This window comes from Cohnella sp. GCM10020058, from assembly GCF_042683485.1.
GTDB lineage: Bacteria > Bacillota > Bacilli > Paenibacillales > Paenibacillaceae > Cohnella.
The window spans coordinates 850,174-868,352 of record NZ_JBHUJV010000009.1; the positions used below are offsets into that span (position 1 = coordinate 850,174).

Sequence of the window (18,179 nt, forward strand, 5' to 3'; positions counted from 1 at the left end):
GATGCTCCCCTTGACAGACTCAACTGTAACTGTTAGTATTACAGTAACCCGCCGGGAAAGGGGGCGCCGCATTGAACAGCGAATTTATTATTGCCGTACACAGTCTGGTTCTGCTCGCTCACAAGCCGGACGGCATGGCGTCGAGCGAAGAGATCGCGGCCAATGTTTGCACGCATCCGGCGCGGGTGCGGAAGGTGCTCGGTTTCTTGCGAAAAAGCGGCTACGTGACGACGCGCGAAGGCTCGGGCGGCGGCTACAGGCTCTGCATCGATCCTTCGGACATGACGCTGGCGGATATTTACCGAACGATGGCGGCCGGCGCGATCACGCCGAACTGGTGCAGCGGCAATCCGGACATGGACTGCATGGTCGGCTCCAATATGCAGGAAGTGATGAATTCCGTTTTCTGCGGCGCCGAGAAGCAGCTCGAGAGCTACTTCCAGGGGATCACCATCGGCCAGATGCTGTCGCGCATCAAGGCGTGTCAGAAGACGTAGGCAAGGGTAAGGTTCGTTGTGCGCTCCGCGCACGGGCAAAGGGTGCAGCAGCAGGATGGAGCGGGCCGGAGCTTCGCGCTCCGTCAACCGATCATCATATAGGATCGATCTACGAGATTCATTAAACCTCTGAAGGAGTGGATTACGATGGCCGTAGTCGTAACGAAGGACAACTTTAACGAGACCGTCAGCGAAGGCGTGTCTCTGCTTGATTTCTGGGCACCATGGTGCGGACCTTGCAAGATGCAGCTCCCGATCGTCGAAGAGCTGTCGTCCGAGCTTCAAGGCACGGCGACGATCGCCAAGGTCAACGTCGACGAGCAGCCTGAACTGGCTTCCCAATTCGGCGTTATGAGCATCCCGACCCTGATCCTGTTCAAGGACGGCCAACCGGTCGACAAGCTGGTCGGTCTGCAAAGCAAGGATTCCCTGAAGGCCAAGATTCAAAACCAGCTCTAATCGAGTTTGCTAAGCGAACAAGCACCGCGTCCGAGGACGCGGTGCTTGTTTTTTTGTAGGTCTGTAGCCGCTCTAAGCCGTGAGAGGCGATCCGTATCAGGTTAGCGCGCTTTCGGCGCGCAGGTGTTTTTCGACGTTTTCGGAGCGAAAAACTGCATTTGTACATGTATTTTCTGTCGACCGACGCCGCTTAATAAAATGCCTGCAAATGTGCAGGTAAATCCAAAGCAAAAGCCGGAACTGGGGCCCATGAAGGAAAATAACTACGCTTTGCATCCTTTTTGCCTAAAAGGACCGATCCTGGCGAAAATAGATGTATTTTTGCAGGCATTACTACGAGAGGACAACGCAGGCGGCGATAGCCCAACCTATCGGAGGGCCTGTGGATGAGCCATCGAGAGCGTTCCGGACAAGAACGTCAGAGTGAGATCCGGACTGCCTTGACGGTAATTATGGCCGCTCGTACCGCGCGTCCATGCTTCTCGTACTAGATCGTCCACTGGGCGTGCGTGAGTGCGACGAGCCGCCATTCGCTGCCGTCCTGGACAAACGTGAGGATCAGGCTCTCCCAATCCATGCCGTCGGCAGAGGCGTCGAAGCCCGGGAAGTGGAATTCCACGAAGGCCGAGCCGGGATACGTATCCTGTCCGTTGTATACGGTATTGCCTTGGCCGATGAGCTTGTTCGCCGAAACCGACGGGGCGGTATCGAAGTCCTTGTCGTACACGAACTGATCGAAGTAATCGCGGAAGGACAGCTCGATCGGGTCGCCGCTGCCGTCCGCCGTGCCCCATTTGATCTTGTCCGGGCTCTTAAAGGAAGGCAAAGCCTCCGGTTTAAAAATTTGATCCGCGTCGGTCATTGCCGCATAGGGCGAGAAGCGAAGCCCGAGCTTGGGATCGGACCACGAGGCGAGGCGCTTTAAATCGCGGTCGCGGAGCGCCTCGACGACGTCCTTGGCCGCGTCGGTCAGCGCCGCTTCGGAATCGGACGGTGCGGCGGATGCGGATGCCGAGGCTGCCGGCGAAGAACTGCCCTCGGATTGGGATGGAGCGGCCGCGGTGCCGGAAGCCGCTGTCGGAGCGGCATTTCCGCCGTCGTTGCCTCCTCCGCATCCGGCCAGCAGCGCCACGGCGAGCAGCAAGGCCAAATATGGGAACATCCTGCGTTTCATGATGTATAACCTCCTAGAAGAGATACGGAATTTAACTTTTTTTTAAATTTCGTATATCTTAGACGCAAAATGTCGCCGGATGTTCCGGTGAGGCGGAACGATTATTAGGATAAAAAAGCGGTGAAATCTGGAACTTTAAACGGGAGCAGGGGAGAGGCGTTCAGGAAGCGTTCACAATCCGAGCCGGGCGTTATGCTATAATCTGGGTAATCGGATAAGGGCGAGGACTCGGGCGCGGCGGCGTCGGCCGGGCGGAGCGCTCGGACGGAAGGGGGGACAAAGATGAAGGATCGTAAACGGCCGGGCTTCGGCAAACAGCTGGCAGAGCTTCACCGCTGGAATGCATGGCTCGTCGTCGTGCTGGCGGTAAGCGGATTGATTCTGTCCTGGGGCGCGGCGAGAGGGTGGCTCGGCGAGGGGCGCGTGTGGATCAAGCAACTGCACATCTACATCGGTCTCATCACGGGCATTGTGCTCGTCCTGTATGCGCCCCTGCTGAAACGGCATTTGAAGCAACTGCGCGGCAGGTCCGGGCAGCGCGGCAACCTGGCGTTCGTCGTCTTCCTGCTGCTCGGCTGGCTGGCTTCGGGCATCGTACTCTGGCAGCTCCGCCATCTGCCGCCGCGCTGGGCGACCAATGCGCTCGTCGTTCACGATCTCTTGACGTGGGTGGGCCTGCCGTACGCGGCGTATCACTCGATTACCCGGATGCGTTGGGCCAAAAAGCCGGCGCGTCGAGCCGTTCGCACGGACGAGGGCGCTGCGGCAGCAGGCGGACCGGACGCGATGCGCCAGTATGCCGCCGGCGGTCTGCATCCGGCCGCGACCCCGCAGCCCTGGATGACGCGCCGCCAGTTCATCCGGAGCGCTGTCGGCGTGGCGCTGGCCGCCGCAGTGCTGCCGTCCTTCTTCCGCTGGATGGGCGGCAGCCTGATCCCGGCCTCCGGGTCGGGCAATATCGCCGCGGACGAGACGGATGCGAACCGCATGCTTCCGGCGCCGCAGCCGCTGCCGGACTCGGCGAACGTGATCGGCGGTGGCGCCAAGGGCAGCTTCCGCCTCTACACGGTGACGCCGCTCCCGCATTTCGACTCGGACACTTGGCGCTTCAAGATTGACGGTCTGGTCGACAAACCTGCGACGTTGGCGTGGGAACAATTTCTTGAGATCAAGCGCAAGGTGCAGGTCAGCGACTTTCACTGCGTCACGGGATGGTCGGTGTATGGCAACACGTGGGAGGGGATTCCACTGGCGCAGCTGCTGGATGCCGCGGGCGTGCAGGCCAGCGCGCAGTACGTGAAGTTCTACTCCGGGGACGGCGAATACACGGACGCCCTGTCCCTTGAGCAAGCGCGCATGAAGGACGTCCTGGTCGCCGTGCTCCACGACGGCAAGCCGATTCACCGCGATTATGGCGGTCCTGTCCGACTGATCGTGCCGGGTATGTATGCGTACAAGTCGGTGAAATGGCTGGACCGCATCGAGCTGATCGATCGTCCCCATATCGGCTATTGGGAAGAACGGGGTTATGACAACGACGCATGGGTGAAGGCCTGATCGGCCCCCACCCTGCGTATTGCATTCGTTTATTTGGTTTTGCCTTCCCCATCCGCGCTGTCGGCTTGCGCCTCCGACAGCGCTTTTTTCATGAGTGTTTCCGCATGGGGCTGGATCGCGCCGAACGCCGCATCTGGCGTCTCTTTGTTTTCCAGCACATCTCGGATATGCCCGTTCACCAGCTCGGCAAAAGCTTCGTCGAAGCTGCCGGGACCTTGCGGTTCGCCAAAATAATAGCGATCGATCGTATTGGTAGGCCGCAGCGCATAGAAGGGCTTAAAGCTCGCGTCCTGCTTCCACTCTGGGTAGTCCGACTGGACGGACAGGTCCATGCCTCCGAGCGTGCCGCCTAACGCTGCTTTGGCTTGGCCGACGTGCGCCGACATAAAGTAGGACAGAACCGCCCAGGCTTCTTCGGCGTGGGCAGCGGCGGCGGGAATCGCGAACATCTCGTACATTTGAAGCTCCCCGCCGACGGTAAGGTCGGAGCTGCGGGCCGGCGTCGTGACGACGCCCCACTCGAACTTGGGCTTCGCCTGCGCCTTGAGGTTCATCAGCAGGTTGTCGTCGTCTATCGTGATCGCTGCTTTGCCTTGCTTGAACAGATCGACCGCTTCCATTGCGGCTTGGTCATAGTAGGTCTGGCCGTCCGACTCCCGCGCCTTCGGCCAAGTGGCGACGAACGTCCCGCGTTTGTAGGCGGCGGCGACCTGCTTGAAAAGGCGCTCCCAGCCGGGGGAATCGAAGGTAACCGCGCCGGTCTTCGCATTCGCATAAGTCAGCCCTTCGGTGCCCGCGATCCGCTGCAGCAAGTCGAAGGGGCCGCGCAGCCAGGGGATATGCAGTCCGACCTCGCCCTTTTCCAGCCGCTTGTCCTGCATGACGCGGTCGGCCAGCGCGATCGTTTGCTCCCAGTTCATGCCGTCCGTCGGATAGGGAATGCCGAGGCGATCGAATATATTTTTGTTGTAATACATGGCGCTGGCGTGGAAACCCGGGCCGATTCCGTAGAGGGGACCGCTGTCCTCGCCGCGGAGGAAGTCCAGCACGCCCGGCGTCAAGCTATCGGTCAGCTTCACCTTTTTCCGTGCGGCCCATTCCTCTAAATTTTGAAGCTTGTCGGCTTTATGCAGCAGTCGGTAGTCCGGGACGTTCAAAATGAGCAGATCCGGCTTTTCTTTATCTATAAAAGCGGCTAGCGTCTTTTCGTCGTAAGCTTTATAGTCGTTGTCGGGCTGCATGGGGACGAAGCGGACGTCCCAGTCGGGAAAACCGGCTTCGACGAAGTCTCTGAACTGGATGTCGTACGTATAAGTCTGGCAGCAGGCGACGGTAAGCGTCTTGGGTGCGTCTATCGTTTGAGCGCTTTTCGTGCATCCGGCCGCAGCCGCGAGCAGCACGACGAGCGCGATCAGCGCCGCGAGCCGCTTCATGGGTTCGCCTCCGTCTTCGCTTGGCCGTCCGCGGCGACGGCGTGAATCGCCTGCTCGGCCTCGGCCTGCAGCGTCTTGAGGAGCGCGGGCACGTCGAGCTCGCGATCGTCGCCTAAATCCTTCGTCTTGTCGTTCGCTGCTGTCCAAACGGCGTTAACGATTTTTTGGTAAGCCGGATCTGAATTGCGCGCGGCTGCGTCAAGCACGCGCGCAGGATCGACGGCTGCGCGGTAGAAGACGGAGGACCTGGCATCGTCGGCCGCCGCGTCCGCCGCGACGGTCGGCAAGACGTCGCCGTGCGGGAGCCGGACCGACCGGTTCGCCTGCGACGGGCTCATGATGTATTTCAGCAGCTCCCAGGCGGCATCCGCGTTGGCGGCCTTTTCTGAAATGGCGAACACGAACGGAATCTCGAACGCGCCGTCCGTGCCCCGGGATCCCTCGTCGGTCGGCGGAGCCAAGACGCCCCAGTCTTCGTCGCCAAGTCCCATTCCGGTTCCGGTCTGGGAGATATTGTTGAGATAGGCGCTGGAGGCGTATGCCAGCGCCGAACGGCCGTTCAGGAACGGATCGTGCGCGTACAGCTGCTTCATCTCGACGCTGCCTTCCCATTTGAGCGCCGGTTCGTTGCTGATCCAGCCTTCCCGATGGCCTGCAGCCAGCTTCGTCCACAGCGTCGTCCACGCGGGGGTGTTGACCGCCGCTTCTGTGAGCTTGGCGTCGGCGAGACGGAGCCCCTGACTGCTCGCGATCGAATGGGCCTCGAACCAGATCGTCGAGTTATAGCCGAAACTCAGGCCGTAGACCGGTTTGCCGTTTTTTTGGATGCCTTGGAATCTTGCGGCCAGGTTCATGACCTCGTCCCACGTCATGCCGTCCGTCGGTTCGGCAACGCCGTTTTCCCGGAACAGCTTGCGGTTGAAATAAAGCGCGTGACCCGTGAATTCGGGCGCGAATCCGTACAATTCGCCGCCACCGGCTTCGCGCACCGTCTGCTTGACGGCCGTCTGCCAGTTGTCGTCGGATACTTTATCCCGTTTCATCCACGTATCCAGAGGCTTCAGCAGTCCGGCTGCCGACAGCTCGGATACGTAGGCAAGCGGGACTTGCACCAGGTCGGCATGACTTTTTTGCAGTTGCGCCTTAAAGGCGTCGATGCCTGGCGTCAGGTTGTACACATTGGCGCTCTTGCCCGGGTATTCCGAATATTCGAATCGTACGGACGGATGTCTGATGATAAAGGGCTGTCCGTACATGGACATAAAGCCGCTGTTGTCCCAATACATAATGTTCAGCGTCGTCGTCTCCGTCTCGCTGATGACCGGCTTCGCCGTCTCTTCGCGCGTCAGCAGCTCCGAGAGCTCGCCCCGGAAGACTACCGCTCCCGCGATCAGCAGCGCGACGACGGAGGCCGCCGCGACGCGTCTTCTGCGCTTGGCGCGTCGTTCCAGCATCTTGATGCGCTCCTTCACTTTTTTTATCGTCGGGGTGCCGAAGCCGCCGGAGCCGAGCGGCAGGTCTGACAGCGTGCGTTCCCAGCGGTCGCGATCGTCCTTCATGCTCGCCCGCTCCCTTCCTCGTCGTCTTCGCGCCCATGCTCGAACTTTTTGTTCATGGCGGCCCGGGCCCGGTGAATGCGCGACTTGACCGTACCCTCCGACACCTGGAGCAGTTCGGCGATCTCGGCCATGCTCAGCCCATGATGCGCCTGAAGCAGCAGGCTCTCCCGCAGCTTGCGCGGAAGTTCCATCACCGTTCGCCAGATCTCCCGCTGACGGTAGGAGCCGAGCCATTCGTTTTCCGCAGACATTTGCGACTCGCGCGTCGGCAAGTCCGCTGGCAGCCGGATGCGGCGGTACCAGGCCGACTTGAAGTAATCCAGCGCCGTATTGCGCGTGATCTTCAGCAGCCAGGCGCGCGCCCCCGATTCGCCTCGGAGCGTATGCAGGCTCTGATAAGCCTTGACGAACACGTCCTGCGCGATATCCTCGGCCGTTTCCCGTTTGCCGGTCATAAAAAAGGCGTAATTCCACACGTCGCGGCCGTAAGTGAGCATAAGCTCCTCCAGCACGGCGTCGCGATCGACGCCTTCGGTCATATGCTTCAAATAATCGTGATCCAACGCTGCCACCTCTCCTCCGTCGACGGCTGCAGCCGTTCCGGAGCTTCCGTGCTTTCTTTTTTTCATAGTAGCCCTCCGGCGCCGTCCGGGGAAGACCGCCTCGCATTCTCCTTTGTCCGATGTTCGTGCGGCCGGCACATCTAAGGAACGACGTGCGCAGCCAAAAGTTCCCTAATATATGCCGCTAAATATATGCCGCTAAATTTTTTTTGCCGGTTTGATCGTTGTGGAGGCGTCGGGGGTATGGTAGGGTAGAGAGACTTTTGACGGGGATGGCAAACAGAGCGGCATGAGCGCCGCCCTGCGGGGATTTCTATTGAATGGACCGCGCCGCGTCAGTCGGTCTTTTTCTTTTTTTGCGGCGTCGGGGCGACGGACTTCGTATTCTCCAGCGTGTCGTTTACGAACGCCATATCCTGGTTTTTGGCAGCCATCGCCTTCGTTCCTTTGTAATTTCCTTTGTGGCTTTCGTTTTCCATGCGAATCCTCCTTGGGCTCGTGCGAATGTAGGCGTAGGGACGACTGCCGGCATCGGCCGCAGCGCCTCGCGCAGCATAGGTTAACCGAATTGAAGGGGCTGTTATCCATCATGTCACGCACATCCAAGGGATACTCGATTTTCGTTTTTGCCTTCATCTTCACGGCAGCGCTGGCACTGACGGCGTGCAGCGGCGGCGCTTCGCCTGCGGAGCCGGACGCCGCTTCGTCCCCGGCCGCGCAGCAGTTGGAGACTGCCGTCGCATCGCCTTCCGACTCGGAAGCCGGCAGCGAAGCGGCAGCGCTGATCGGACAAGCCCGCGCGGCCATGGCGGACGTCGGACGTTATGCATTCACGCTCCATCTCGTTCAGAAACTGAGCGGGGGCGCAGCGGCCGACTCGGTCTTCGAAGTGACCAATGCCGGCAAGGCCGAGCGTTCGCCGCTCAAGCTCGACCAGACGATCGACAGCGTCCAGGACGGGGAGACGTCCTCGCTGCGCGCAATCCTCGTGCCCGACGCCTATTATGTGTACGACCCTTCTTTTGAAGAATGGGGCAAATTGTCCAGCGAACAAGCCGCGGATATCGCGCGGACGCTGTCCGATTATCAGATCGACCCGGCTGCCGCGCTGGCTTCGGCCGCTTCGCTCGGCGCCGGACTCTCGTCCGCAAGAGAGGCAGGGCGCGACGTCATCCGCTACGAAGGGAAGGGGCCGGAGGCGCTGGCGTTTCTCAAGCACATTCTGGAGGGGACGCTCGACCTCGGCGGTCTGGACGAAGCGGTGCAGCGCAGCATTGCGTTGGAATCGCTGTCCGCCAGCTTCACGCTGGACGCCGCTACGCATTTGCCGCTTGCCTATCGCGTTGACTCGAAGATGACGATCGAATACGAGCCGGGCTTGCCGTCCGAGCTGAGCCAGACGTTTGAAGGCACCTATGCGAAGCACGGAACGACCGAAGCGATCTCGGTGCCGAAGGCGGCGCTCGAGGCGCCGGAGCTCGATCCGCCGATCGACGACCCGGAGGCGACCCAGGGCGATCTGGGGACGCTGGACGGGTTGGACGGACTGGATGGGATAGACGGGCTTGAGGGATTGGATTCCTATTAAGAATCGGCGGGTGGCGTTGGTTTTTGAAAGCCGGGGGTGTCGGCCAGGTGGACGCAGGTCCCGGCCTTCCGTTATAATGGCTGAAGTATAATTGAACCGTGAACGGCCGTCCGGCGCTACTCCGTGAAGGCCGCGCGAAGTCAGGAGTGTTTAGCGAATGCCACTGTCCTGTGGTATCGTCGGCCTGCCCAACGTCGGCAAGTCGACTTTATTCAATGCCATCACCCAAGCGGGTGCCGAGATGGCCAACTATCCGTTCTGCACGATCGACCCGAACGTCGGCGTCGTCGAGGTGCCGGACGAGCGCCTGCAGAAGCTCGCCGACATCGTCACGCCTAACCGGATCGTGCCTACCGCCTTCGAATTCGTCGATATCGCCGGCCTGGTCAAGGGCGCGAGCCGCGGCGAGGGCCTCGGCAACAAGTTCCTGGCCAACATCCGTGAAGTCGACGCTATCGTGCACGTCGTGCGCTGCTTCGTCGACGAGAATATTACCCACGTATCGGGCAAGATCGATCCGATCAACGATATCGAGGTCATCAACCTGGAGCTGATCCTGGCGGACATCGACTCCGTCGAGAAGCGCATGGACCGCTCCCGCAAGAACATGAAGGGCGGAGACAAGAAGTACGCCCAAGAGGTCGAAGTGCTGGAGCGCATTCATGCCGCGCTGCTCGAAGAGAAGCCCGTCCGCAGCGTCGAGCTGTCGGACGAAGAGCGTCTGCTCGTGCGCGACCTTCACTTGCTGACGATCAAGCCGGTGCTGTACGCGGCCAACGTGAGCGAGGGCGAGGCGGCGAACGCCGACGGCAACGAGTACGTGCAGCGCGTCCGCGAATTCGCGGCGGCCGAAGGCTCCGAGGTCGTACCGATCAGCGCGCGCGTCGAGTCGGAGATCGCGGAGCTCGAGGGCGAGGACCGCGAGATGTTCCTCGAAGAGCTCGGGCTTACAGAATCCGGCCTCGATCGGCTCATCCGGGCGGCCTACAAGCTGCTCGGCCTGTACACGTATTTCACGGCCGGCGTGCAGGAAGTGCGTGCCTGGACAATCCGCAAGGGCACCAAGGCGCCGCAGGCGGCCGCCGTCATCCACACCGACTTCGAACGCGGCTTCATCCGCGCCGAGGTCGTGTCGTACGAGGACTTGGTAGGCGCGGGCTCCATGAATGCCGCCAAGGAAAAGGGCCAGCTCCGCCTCGAAGGCAAGGAATATGTCGTAGCCGACGGCGACGTCATGCATTTCCGGTTTAACGTATAGACGGTTGGCGCCGAAAAGCGCATGGAAGAGCCCCGGGCGGATGCCCGGGGCTCTTCTGTATGCGTATGGAGCGGGATGCGGCAGGTACAGCAGGCGTGTACGGTTTTACCGCACAACTCCGCCCCGTAGACGGCCAAAGCCGCGAGTTATGCGATTCCGCCGTACAACGCTCCTCGCTATCTCACCTGGCCAGCTGTCCTTTGCGCGAGAAACCTCGCGTTGGGCATGCCGCCCAATAACTTCTGCAGCTTTTGAATACAATAAGAGCGGCGCTAATCGTCCAGATAGGTCCGATTGAACTTGGCGAGCAGCTCGCCGAACCGGGTACGCTCGTCCTCGGTCCAATCCTTAAGCAGCTCGTCGATTCGCTCGCTACGCTGCTTCCGCGTCTCCTCGAGCATGCGGCGGCCTTCGTCCGTAAGCTGGTAAAAGTAGGCCCTTCCGTCTTCCGGATCGGGCATTTTGTAGACGTAATCTTTTTGTTCGAGCGCGGACGTCTGCCTGCTGACGGTGGAGATGTCGAGGCGGAACTCCTCCGCGAGCGCTTTGACGCCGGCAGAGCCGTGCGACTCGATCTGGCCGAGCAGCAAATAAGCGGAGCGATCGAGCGCACCGAATCTGCGGCTGGTCGAGATCGAAGTGAGGCGGCGAATCAGAAGGGCGATCTCAAGCTCGATGCTTGTATTGGTTTCGTGACTCACGAATCTCACCACCTTGCTGCTTTTCTGTTCCCCATCGTAACACAAGCCGCGCGCATTTCAAGCGGAAGTCGAGGCGGAAGGATTGACATTTCGCAAAGTAGTTGTATAATACACTTAAATGTTTAGTTTTGCAATACAACTAAATGGAGGGGCTTCGCATGATAGCGCAAGAAGTTATGATCAAGCAGGTGTACAAGGTCAAAGAGAGCGATACGGTACGCCGCGTGATCGAAAAGTTCATCGAGCACGGCATCAGCGGGCTGCCCGTCGTCAACGACCGCAACGAGATCGTCGGATACGTCAGCGACGGCGACGTTATGCGGTACATCGGCAAGCACGAGGATCGGTATGTCGACTTTTTTTACGCGTCCATCCTGATTCAAGGGGATAATGAGCAGTTCGAGGAAAGAGCCAGCAGGCTGCTGGACTTGAACGTGATGTCCATCGCCAAGACCAAGGTAGTTAAGGCGATGTGGGACGACGAGGTCGAAAATATCGCGGCCATGCTGGGCAAGAAGCAGATCAAGAAGGTGCCGGTGGAACGGGACGGCGTGCTGGTCGGCATCATCAGCCGCGGCAATGTCGTGCGTCATGCGTTCGAGAATCTGCTGTAGGAATGGGCGGGGCAGTATTCACACTTCATCATTCAAAGGAGCTAATCTTCATATGTCATCCACATCCAAGGCTTCCCCTGCCGAGTTGCCGTTAGCGCCGGAAGGGAGCTTGCTCAAGCAGCCGCGCGCCGTATGGGCGGTCGGCTTCGCCTGCGTCATCGCGTTTATGGGCATTGGACTCGTCGACCCGATCCTGCCTGCCATCGCCAAGGAACTGGAGGCCTCGCCAAGCGAAGTCTCCTTGCTCTTCACCAGCTATAATGCCGTTATGGCCGTCATGATGCTCATCACCGGCGTCATCCAATCCCGTCTCGGCATGAAAGGGACGTTGTTGACCGGTATCGTCATCATTGCGATATTCGCTGCGCTAGGCGGCGCATCCAGCGGCATCTGGCCGCTTATCGGACTGCGCGGCGGCTGGGGCCTCGGCAACTCGCTGTTCGTCGCCACCTCGCTGACGGCGATCGTCTCGCTCTCGACGGGCAGCGTCGCCCGCGCAATTATCCTATACGAGGCCGCGATCGGCCTCGGCATCTCGGTCGGCCCGCTGATCGGCGGCGAGCTCGGCTCCATCTCGTGGCGGGGACCGTTCTTCGGCGTCGCTACGCTTATGGTCATCGCCTTCTTGTCTCTCGCGTTCACGATGCCGAAGGCGAAGAAGCACGCAGCGTCCGCCGTTCGCCGCAAAGCATCGCTGGCCGATCCGTTCCGCGCGCTGAAGCACCGCTCGCTGCTCGTATTCGGCCTCGGCGCCTGCTTGTACAACTTCGGATTTTTCACCTTGCTGGCATATGCGCCGCTCGTTCTTGATCACTATTTCGGCTACGATGCGCACGGTCTCGGTTACATCTTCCTGGGCTGGGGCATTCTGCTTGCCGTCACGTCCGTATTTATGGCGCCGGTGCTCCAGCGCAAGTTCGGCACGCTTAAGTCGATGTACGCCATGCTGACGCTGTTCGGTCTCGTGCTGTTCGCGATGGGCATCTGGACGACGACCGAGTGGGTGGTCGTAGGGGCGATCGTGTTCGCAGGTGCCCTGCTGGGCAACAACAACACGCTCATTACGACGGCGGTCATGAATGCGGCGCCAGTCGAGCGCTCGACGGCGTCCGCCGCGTACAGCTTCCTGCGCTTCATCGGCGGCGCGATCGCGCCTTATTTCGCCGGCAAGCTGGCCGAGTGGTACAATCCGCACGTACCGTTTGTCGTCGGGGGCGCTTTCGTTCTGGCGGCCGTCATCGTTATCATGCTGAATCGGCGCCACTTGCTGCATGTCGACAAAGCCGGCGCACACTGATCCGTCACCAAGTTCGGCCGTTTCCTGCTATTCGGGAGACGGCCGTTTGCGCTTCTGTGCAACCTTTCATGTCTAATGCTCGTCTGGGGGAATGTGCAAGACTTACCTGGCTTGCCTTTAGAGCCACCGCCAATCGGGCGGCTTGGGATCAAGACAACGCAACCTAGAGAGGAGCATCACACATGAATCTTAAAAAGAAATCCGTAATTCTGCTGACCGCCGCCGGCATTCTCGGCGCTTCCGCGGTCGCCGGCGCCTCCGGCCTCACCCAGAAGGTCAGTGGCCTCCTGCGCGGCGATATCCATGTATCCGTCAACGGAGCCGCCTACGGCTCAATCCAGCCGGTCTATATCGACGGCAAGGCTTACGTGCCGCTGCGCGATACCGCAGGCGCCCTGGGCTACGAGCTGACCTGGAATCAGCAAGCCAAGCAGTTCGACCTGACACCGAAGAAGGAGGAGCAGGCGCCGGTGGACGCTTATATCGTAAGTACGGGCGTCGTGACGGACGCGCAGACAGCGAACGGCCTGACGAGCTTGAACGTCATGGGCAAGGGGGCCGCGGGAACCTTTAACTGGATCATTGCCAAGGTGGACAAGGATACGGTCATCGTGGACGAGTCCGGTGCGGCCAAGACGGCTGCCGATCTCAAGGCGGGCTCGCGCGTCTCTGTCGAATACGGCCCGATTGTCGCGCTGAGCTTCCCGGCCCAATCGCACGCGGCCAAGGTCACGGTGCTCGGCGAACGGTCGATCAAGGAGGATAAAGTCGGCGCCGTCAATAAGACTGATAGCGGCTGGCAGATTCAGCTCGGCTCGGGCACGGGCGATGCCGCCATCTCCAACCTGGTGCTGAACGTCGGCGCGGACACGCTGATCGTGACGTCGATGGGCGAACCGGTCAAGGCCGAGGATATCAAGGTCGGCGACAAGGTGCAGGCGTACTACGGCCCGGCGACGACGCGCAGCATTCCCCCGCAGAGCGCGGCGGACACGATCGTCGTGCTGCCGGCGGACGCGCAATAATTTCAGCAAAAGCTTTCGCACGATAGTTTGAGCCGGAACGGTCCCGATGGGGCCGTTTTTTTTTATAGATTTGGCTAGATTTGGCGGCGATTTGAGTGGAGGTAAGCGTACATTCGGCATGCCGGCGCTTTTCGGACGCTTGTGTGCCCCAAAACCTGTATTTTTACATGTATTTTCTGCCGGCCAACGGTAACTGACGAAATGCCTGCAAATATGCAGGTAAATGCAAAGTGAAAGCCAGAAATCGGGCAGTTGTCGTGAAATACCTGCACATATGCATCTTTTCTTCCAATAAGGATAGACATCGTAGAAATAAGATGTATATTTGCAGGCTTTTCCGGCGTAGGAACAACACGTGAATCGGCACTTAAGCAGGCGGATGTGAGGCCGTGCCGATCTTGTTATAATCGAGCTATCGGATTTCTACTATGGATCATCGGAAAGAAGCTATGCGAAAATGCGAAGACTAAGCGAAAATCATCAAGCAGGCGCAAAGCTGTCGGACGTCAAGCTGTCCCGGGTCTTGCTGTTGTTCAGGCCGTATGTCAGCCAATTGACGTTTATCCTGCTACTCTCTCTTGCGGCGACCCTTGCAGGGCTGGCGGCTCCGCTCGCAACCAAGGAGCTCGTCGACCAGGCGATTCCGCAAAAGGACGCCGGCCTTCTGCTGCTGTTCGCCGGCCTCATGGCAGCAAGTCCGCTCGCCAAAGGCGTCTTGAACGTCTGGCAGACCCATCTGAACAACAAAGTGGGGCAGAGCGTCATGCGGGATCTGAACGACCGGCTCTTCCGCAATTTGCAGCGGCAGTCAATGTCGTTCTTTACGAGATCGCGGACAGGCGAGATTGTACAGCGCATCTCGGGCGACGTGCAGGCCGTGCAGGGCGCTATTACGGGCACGATCGTCAATGCGATTACGCAAGCAGTCACCTTAATTGCAACCGTCGTCATCCTGCTTCGGCTCGATTGGCGGCTGGCGCTCGTGTCGATGGTCGTCATCCCGGTGCTGCTGTTGCCCGCCAGACGAATCGGGGCATTGCGCAAGTCCCTCCGGCTGCGCGTGCAAACGCTGCGCGGCGAGATGTCTTCCCACCTCTCGGAGACGTTCGGCGTGTCGGGGGCGCTGCTGACCCGCATTTACGGGCGGGAGGAGGCCCAGGTCCGCAAGTTCGGCGAGATGAACGACACGGTGAAAAGCATGGAGCTGCGGCTCGGCCTCATCGGCAGATGGTACGGGATGGCTGCGGGCGTGTCCAATCCTGTGGCCACGGCGATTGTCTATTTGTACGGCGGCTGGCTCGTGATTCACGGCGGCTTGTCCATCGGCTCGGTCATCGCGTTCGCCGCGTTGACCGGTCGTATGTACGAGCCGGTGTCCGGCCTGCTCGGCATGCATCTGGATTTGTCTGCGGCGATGGGAATTTTTCAGCGCATCTTCGAATATCTCGATCTGGAGCCGGAGGTCGCGGACGCTCCGAATGCCCGGCCGCTTCAACGTGGAGGCGGTCTGGTCGAGTTTGACGGCGTATCGTTCGCGTATGCGTCGGGTGGGGCGGCCGTGCTGAAGGAGATCAACCTTACTGCTCGGCCGGGACAATTGCTCGCGTTGGTGGGGCCGAGCGGCGCGGGCAAAACGACGCTGGCCGGACTTGTCGGCCGGCTGTACGATCCGACGCGGGGTTCCGTGCGAATCGACGGACGGGATATTCGCGGCGTGACGCTTGCGTCGCTGCGCGAGCAGGTAGGTTACGTGACGCAGGAGCCCTTTTTATTTTACGGCACGATCGCAGACAACCTTCGGTTTGCCAAAGAGGACGCAACGAAGGCGGAAATGGAATCTGCCTGCAGGCAGGCTTATATCCACGACGTAATCGCGGGATTGCCGCAGGGATATGACACGAAGGTGGGGGAGCGGGGCCACCGGCTCTCGGGCGGCGAACGCCAGCGGATCGCGATCGCGAGGGCGATTCTGAAAAATCCGCGCATTCTCGTGCTCGACGAAGCGACCTCGCATTTGGACTCCCGTTCGGAGGCGTACGTGCAGGAGGCGCTCGACAGCCTGATGGCCGGCCGCACGACGGTAGCCATCGCGCATCGGCTATCCACCATCCGTGCCGCCGACGCCATCGCGGTTATGGACCGCGGACGCATCGTCGAGTTGGGCGCCCATGAGGAGCTGCTGGCGAGGGACGGCCTCTATGCCAAGCTGTACCGCACGCAATTCGCGGAGACGCCGGCGGGCGCCGGGGAGTAGTTTTTAAGTCGGTACAGAGGAACGGAAATGAAGAATGAGCCAGGGAGAGAAGGGATCGCGAAGAGTCGGCTGATGCAGGTGACGGGTTGGGGGCGGAAAGCTTTTTTGCGAGGAAAGTGACATTACAGGCGAATTAGTGCCCCAATGCGCTTATCGACACCGTCCCGAGCGCCTCGAAGGTGGCGTTAATGCCCAAATGCGCTTATCGACACCGTCCCGAGCGCCTCGAAGGTGGCGTTAGTGTCCAAATGCGCTTATCGACACCATCCCGAGCGCCTCGAAGGTGGCGTTAATGCCCAAATGCGCTTATCGACACCGTCCCGAGCGCCTCGAAGGTGGCGTTAGTGTCCAAATGCGCTTATCGACACCGTCCCGAGCGCCTCGAAGGTGGCGTTAGTGCCCAAATGCGCTTATCGACACCGTCCCGAGCGCCTCGAAGGTGGCGTTAGTGTCCAAATGCGCTTATCGACACCGCCCCGAGCGCCTCGAAGGTGGCGTTAATGCCCAAATGCGCTTATCTGCAACAGAGTTACGCTCGCGGATCCGCGGTTCGCGGGAGGAGATAGCCGGAAAACCCGGCTATCTCGGCACCCTCTTAGACAACCGGCGGCTCCATGCCGATGTCGCTCCACTCCTCGCGCGAAGGTCCGTACAGACCTGGCACGCGCAGGCCCGCCTGCCGCATCAGCACGGTCATCTGACCGCGGTGATGCACCTCGTGCTGGATCACGACGCGCAGCGTCAGGCCGTTCGGCCATTGCTCGCCGTACATGTCGCTCGACTCCGCCAGATTCGCGTCCGTCCACTGCCCGCTTACGGCCTCGGCGACCTCGCGCGCGGTCCGCGCGTATGCGGCCGCGATCTCCGCTGCCGACGCAGGCACGACATGCTCGTCGCCAGGCACCGGCAGCGAGAGTCCCGTGCGCACCAGCATTTCCTGCGGACTGCAGGTCAAGTGCCAGGCGAGCCGCCCAAGCGTTCGGAAGCCATCGCCCACGCTCTGGGACAGCGACGCATCGGTCAGCTCCTCCAGCAGCTGGCGCGTGCCGGCGGATACGCTTTCCCACTCTTGAATAAAGCTCTCGATACTCGTAAACATGACGATCATCCTCTCAGGATTCATCGGCCGCCGCCTGTCCGTAAAGACGGCCGCTCCGTACCTTGCCCAACCAGCTTATCACCGTACTCCTGACAACAGCGTGTCAGCGACCGGGTAGAGCTGCAGCACTTCCTCGGCGCGCTCGCGGACGGCGGCGGCCAATTCAGGAGGCGAAACGACGTAAGCGCTCGTACCGAATCCGAGCAGCCACAGGTGCAGCCAAGGCTCATCCGGCTGCGTCGCGCGCACGAGCAGCGAGCCGTCGGGCAGATCCTCCATGCTCTGCGTGCCGTCGAGCGATCCGAAGTAATCCTCCGCCCGCGTCCGCGCGACCGGCGCGAATCGAACGACGATGTCCTTGACGCGAGCGCACTCCCCCCGCGACATGCTGCTCCATGTGAGCGGCCGCGATTCCGGCTCTTCCCGGCGCTCGAAGGTCTCGTCCGTCCTTGCGAGATCTCTTAAGCGCGACAGCCGAAACAACCGGAAGTCCTCCCTGATCAAACAATAACCGTATACATACCATACCAGGCCCTTGAGTACGAGGCGTACCGGCTCGCAGCGGCGCTCCGAGCGCTCTCCGGCCATATCCGTGTAGGCGAATCGCACGATATGCCGGTCGCGGATCGCCTCCCGGAGCAGGGCGACCTTCGCCTTGTCCTGCGTGCCGCCGCTCCAGGGATTAATGTCGATGACCATTTGCTCCGAAGCGTCCGACAGGCGGTCATGCTCCGTCCCCGACAGCATCGCACCGACTTTGTCCAGCAGCCTGCCGATCTCCCGTTCCTCCAGCGTCGGCCTGATGCCCTTCAGCGCGATGACCATCGCCTGCAGCTCCTCGAGCGTGAGGAACTGCCGCTCCAGCCGGTAACGCTCCATAATCTCGTAGCCGCCGCCTTCGCCCGCATACGACACGATGGGGATGCCCGCCTGACAGAGCGTCTCCATATCGCGGTAAACGGTCCGGAGCGATACTTCAAACCGATCGGCAAGCTCCTTGGCGCCGATCCGCCGTCTGCCTAGCATCAGCATCGTGATGGCCAGCAACCGGTCCAGCTTCATGCGATAATCTCTCCTTTGCGCCCTCCGCGGCGGGAAGAT

Annotated in this window: 17 protein-coding genes; 9 read left to right on the forward strand and 8 right to left on the reverse strand. The window is 60.6% G+C overall.

Annotated elements, in window-relative coordinates; translation table 11 throughout:
• The first annotated feature begins 71 nt into the window (after nt 1-71).
• The gene (locus ACFSR7_RS19005; RefSeq protein WP_378118450.1) at nt 72-497 is read left to right on the forward strand and encodes an RrF2 family transcriptional regulator; all 426 of its coding nucleotides are present in this window, start codon (nt 72-74) and stop codon (nt 495-497) included.
• A gap of 147 nt (nt 498-644) precedes the next feature.
• On the forward strand, nt 645-956 hold the full coding sequence (gene trxA, locus ACFSR7_RS19010; RefSeq protein WP_090116128.1) for a thioredoxin: 312 nt from the start codon (nt 645-647) through the stop codon (nt 954-956).
• A gap of 487 nt (nt 957-1,443) precedes the next feature.
• Here the strand turns inward: trxA and ACFSR7_RS19015 are convergent, their stop codons facing one another.
• Complete coding sequence (locus ACFSR7_RS19015; RefSeq protein WP_378164252.1) at nt 1,444-2,130, reverse strand: hypothetical protein; 687 nt, start codon at nt 2,128-2,130, stop codon at nt 1,444-1,446.
• 282 nt (nt 2,131-2,412) lie between these two features.
• On the opposite strand from ACFSR7_RS19015, the gene ACFSR7_RS19020 reads away from it, so the two are divergent.
• Nucleotides 2,413-3,687, forward strand: coding sequence for a molybdopterin-dependent oxidoreductase (locus ACFSR7_RS19020; RefSeq protein ID WP_378164254.1), 1,275 nt, complete (start codon nt 2,413-2,415; stop codon nt 3,685-3,687).
• A 29-nt stretch (nt 3,688-3,716) separates the two neighbouring features.
• Here the strand turns inward: ACFSR7_RS19020 and ACFSR7_RS19025 are convergent, their stop codons facing one another.
• The 4 genes from ACFSR7_RS19025 to ACFSR7_RS19040 all read right to left on the reverse strand — a co-directional run bounded on the left by ACFSR7_RS19025 (nt 3,717) and on the right by ACFSR7_RS19040 (nt 7,721).
• On the reverse strand, nt 3,717-5,120 hold the full coding sequence (locus ACFSR7_RS19025) for an ABC transporter substrate-binding protein (RefSeq protein WP_378164256.1): 1,404 nt from the start codon (nt 5,118-5,120) through the stop codon (nt 3,717-3,719).
• A complete protein-coding gene (locus ACFSR7_RS19030; RefSeq protein ID WP_378164258.1) occupies nt 5,117-6,679 on the reverse strand; it encodes an extracellular solute-binding protein in 1,563 nt (520 codons plus the stop codon). The genes ACFSR7_RS19025 and ACFSR7_RS19030 overlap by 4 nt, the downstream gene beginning before the upstream one ends.
• Entirely contained in the window at nt 6,676-7,308 is a 633-nt protein-coding gene (locus ACFSR7_RS19035) for an RNA polymerase sigma factor (RefSeq protein ID WP_378164260.1), read from the reverse strand. The genes ACFSR7_RS19030 and ACFSR7_RS19035 overlap by 4 nt, the downstream gene beginning before the upstream one ends.
• A 269-nt stretch (nt 7,309-7,577) precedes the next feature.
• Nucleotides 7,578-7,721 (reverse strand): hypothetical protein, encoded by a 144-nt coding sequence (locus tag ACFSR7_RS19040; RefSeq protein ID WP_378118461.1) that lies wholly within the window; start codon nt 7,719-7,721, stop codon nt 7,578-7,580.
• 110 nt (nt 7,722-7,831) lie between these two features.
• Here ACFSR7_RS19040 and ACFSR7_RS19045 point away from each other — a divergent pair, with 110 nt between their 5' ends.
• Both ACFSR7_RS19045 and ychF read left to right on the forward strand, forming a co-directional pair.
• The gene (locus ACFSR7_RS19045; RefSeq protein ID WP_378164262.1) at nt 7,832-8,830 is read left to right on the forward strand and encodes a DUF6612 family protein; all 999 of its coding nucleotides are present in this window, start codon (nt 7,832-7,834) and stop codon (nt 8,828-8,830) included.
• Between the two features lie 157 nt (nt 8,831-8,987).
• The gene (gene ychF, locus ACFSR7_RS19050; RefSeq protein ID WP_378164264.1) at nt 8,988-10,088 is read left to right on the forward strand and encodes a redox-regulated ATPase YchF; all 1,101 of its coding nucleotides are present in this window, start codon (nt 8,988-8,990) and stop codon (nt 10,086-10,088) included.
• Between the two features lie 272 nt (nt 10,089-10,360).
• Here ychF and ACFSR7_RS19055 read toward each other — a convergent pair whose 3' ends face one another.
• Nucleotides 10,361-10,789 carry a MarR family winged helix-turn-helix transcriptional regulator gene (locus tag ACFSR7_RS19055; protein ID WP_378164266.1) on the reverse strand — a complete coding sequence of 143 codons (429 nt, stop codon included), beginning with the start codon at nt 10,787-10,789 and terminating at the stop codon, nt 10,361-10,363.
• A gap of 158 nt (nt 10,790-10,947) precedes the next feature.
• Between ACFSR7_RS19055 and ACFSR7_RS19060 the strand changes: the two genes are divergently transcribed.
• The 4 genes from ACFSR7_RS19060 (at nt 10,948) to ACFSR7_RS19075 (ending at nt 15,979) form a co-directional block, all read left to right on the forward strand.
• Nucleotides 10,948-11,403, forward strand: a complete 456-nt coding sequence (locus tag ACFSR7_RS19060; protein WP_378164268.1) for a CBS domain-containing protein — start codon at nt 10,948-10,950, stop codon at nt 11,401-11,403.
• Between the two features lie 52 nt (nt 11,404-11,455).
• Complete coding sequence (locus ACFSR7_RS19065; RefSeq protein WP_378164270.1) at nt 11,456-12,700, forward strand: MFS transporter; 1,245 nt, start codon at nt 11,456-11,458, stop codon at nt 12,698-12,700.
• Between the two features lie 182 nt (nt 12,701-12,882).
• Nucleotides 12,883-13,725 (forward strand): stalk domain-containing protein, encoded by an 843-nt coding sequence (locus tag ACFSR7_RS19070; RefSeq protein WP_378164271.1) that lies wholly within the window; start codon nt 12,883-12,885, stop codon nt 13,723-13,725.
• A gap of 457 nt (nt 13,726-14,182) precedes the next feature.
• Entirely contained in the window at nt 14,183-15,979 is a 1,797-nt protein-coding gene (locus tag ACFSR7_RS19075; RefSeq protein WP_378164272.1) for an ABC transporter ATP-binding protein, read from the forward strand.
• 595 nt (nt 15,980-16,574) lie between these two features.
• On the opposite strand, the gene ACFSR7_RS19080 is transcribed toward ACFSR7_RS19075, so the two are convergent.
• Together ACFSR7_RS19080 and ACFSR7_RS19085 are read right to left on the reverse strand one after the other, a co-directional pair.
• The gene (locus tag ACFSR7_RS19080) at nt 16,575-17,078 is read right to left on the reverse strand and encodes a DinB family protein (RefSeq protein ID WP_378164274.1); all 504 of its coding nucleotides are present in this window, start codon (nt 17,076-17,078) and stop codon (nt 16,575-16,577) included.
• A 78-nt stretch (nt 17,079-17,156) separates the two neighbouring features.
• Nucleotides 17,157-18,140, reverse strand: coding sequence for a helix-turn-helix transcriptional regulator (locus tag ACFSR7_RS19085; protein WP_378164276.1), 984 nt, complete (start codon nt 18,138-18,140; stop codon nt 17,157-17,159).
• Nucleotides 18,141-18,179 lie beyond the last annotated feature (39 nt).

Bases quoted from the DNA above. Each gene is read 5' to 3' on its own strand.
- trxA (WP_090116128.1), top strand. From the start codon at position 645: ATGGCCGTAGTCGTAACGAAGGACAACTTTAACGAGACCGTCAGCGAA.
- ACFSR7_RS19015 (WP_378164252.1), bottom strand. From the start codon at position 2,130: ATGAAACGCAGGATGTTCCCATATTTGGCCTTGCTGCTCGCCGTGGCG.
- ACFSR7_RS19020 (WP_378164254.1), top strand. From the start codon at position 2,413: ATGAAGGATCGTAAACGGCCGGGCTTCGGCAAACAGCTGGCAGAGCTT.
- ACFSR7_RS19025 (WP_378164256.1), bottom strand. From the start codon at position 5,120: ATGAAGCGGCTCGCGGCGCTGATCGCGCTCGTCGTGCTGCTCGCGGCT.
- ACFSR7_RS19030 (WP_378164258.1), bottom strand. From the start codon at position 6,679: ATGAAGGACGATCGCGACCGCTGGGAACGCACGCTGTCAGACCTGCCG.
- ACFSR7_RS19035 (WP_378164260.1), bottom strand. From the start codon at position 7,308: ATGAAAAAAAGAAAGCACGGAAGCTCCGGAACGGCTGCAGCCGTCGAC.
- ACFSR7_RS19040 (WP_378118461.1), bottom strand. From the start codon at position 7,721: ATGGAAAACGAAAGCCACAAAGGAAATTACAAAGGAACGAAGGCGATG.
- ACFSR7_RS19045 (WP_378164262.1), top strand. From the start codon at position 7,832: ATGTCACGCACATCCAAGGGATACTCGATTTTCGTTTTTGCCTTCATC.
- ychF (WP_378164264.1), top strand. From the start codon at position 8,988: ATGCCACTGTCCTGTGGTATCGTCGGCCTGCCCAACGTCGGCAAGTCG.
- ACFSR7_RS19060 (WP_378164268.1), top strand. From the start codon at position 10,948: ATGATAGCGCAAGAAGTTATGATCAAGCAGGTGTACAAGGTCAAAGAG.
- ACFSR7_RS19065 (WP_378164270.1), top strand. From the start codon at position 11,456: ATGTCATCCACATCCAAGGCTTCCCCTGCCGAGTTGCCGTTAGCGCCG.
- ACFSR7_RS19070 (WP_378164271.1), top strand. From the start codon at position 12,883: ATGAATCTTAAAAAGAAATCCGTAATTCTGCTGACCGCCGCCGGCATT.
- ACFSR7_RS19075 (WP_378164272.1), top strand. From the start codon at position 14,183: ATGCGAAGACTAAGCGAAAATCATCAAGCAGGCGCAAAGCTGTCGGAC.
- ACFSR7_RS19080 (WP_378164274.1), bottom strand. From the start codon at position 17,078: ATGTTTACGAGTATCGAGAGCTTTATTCAAGAGTGGGAAAGCGTATCC.
- ACFSR7_RS19085 (WP_378164276.1), bottom strand. From the start codon at position 18,140: ATGAAGCTGGACCGGTTGCTGGCCATCACGATGCTGATGCTAGGCAGA.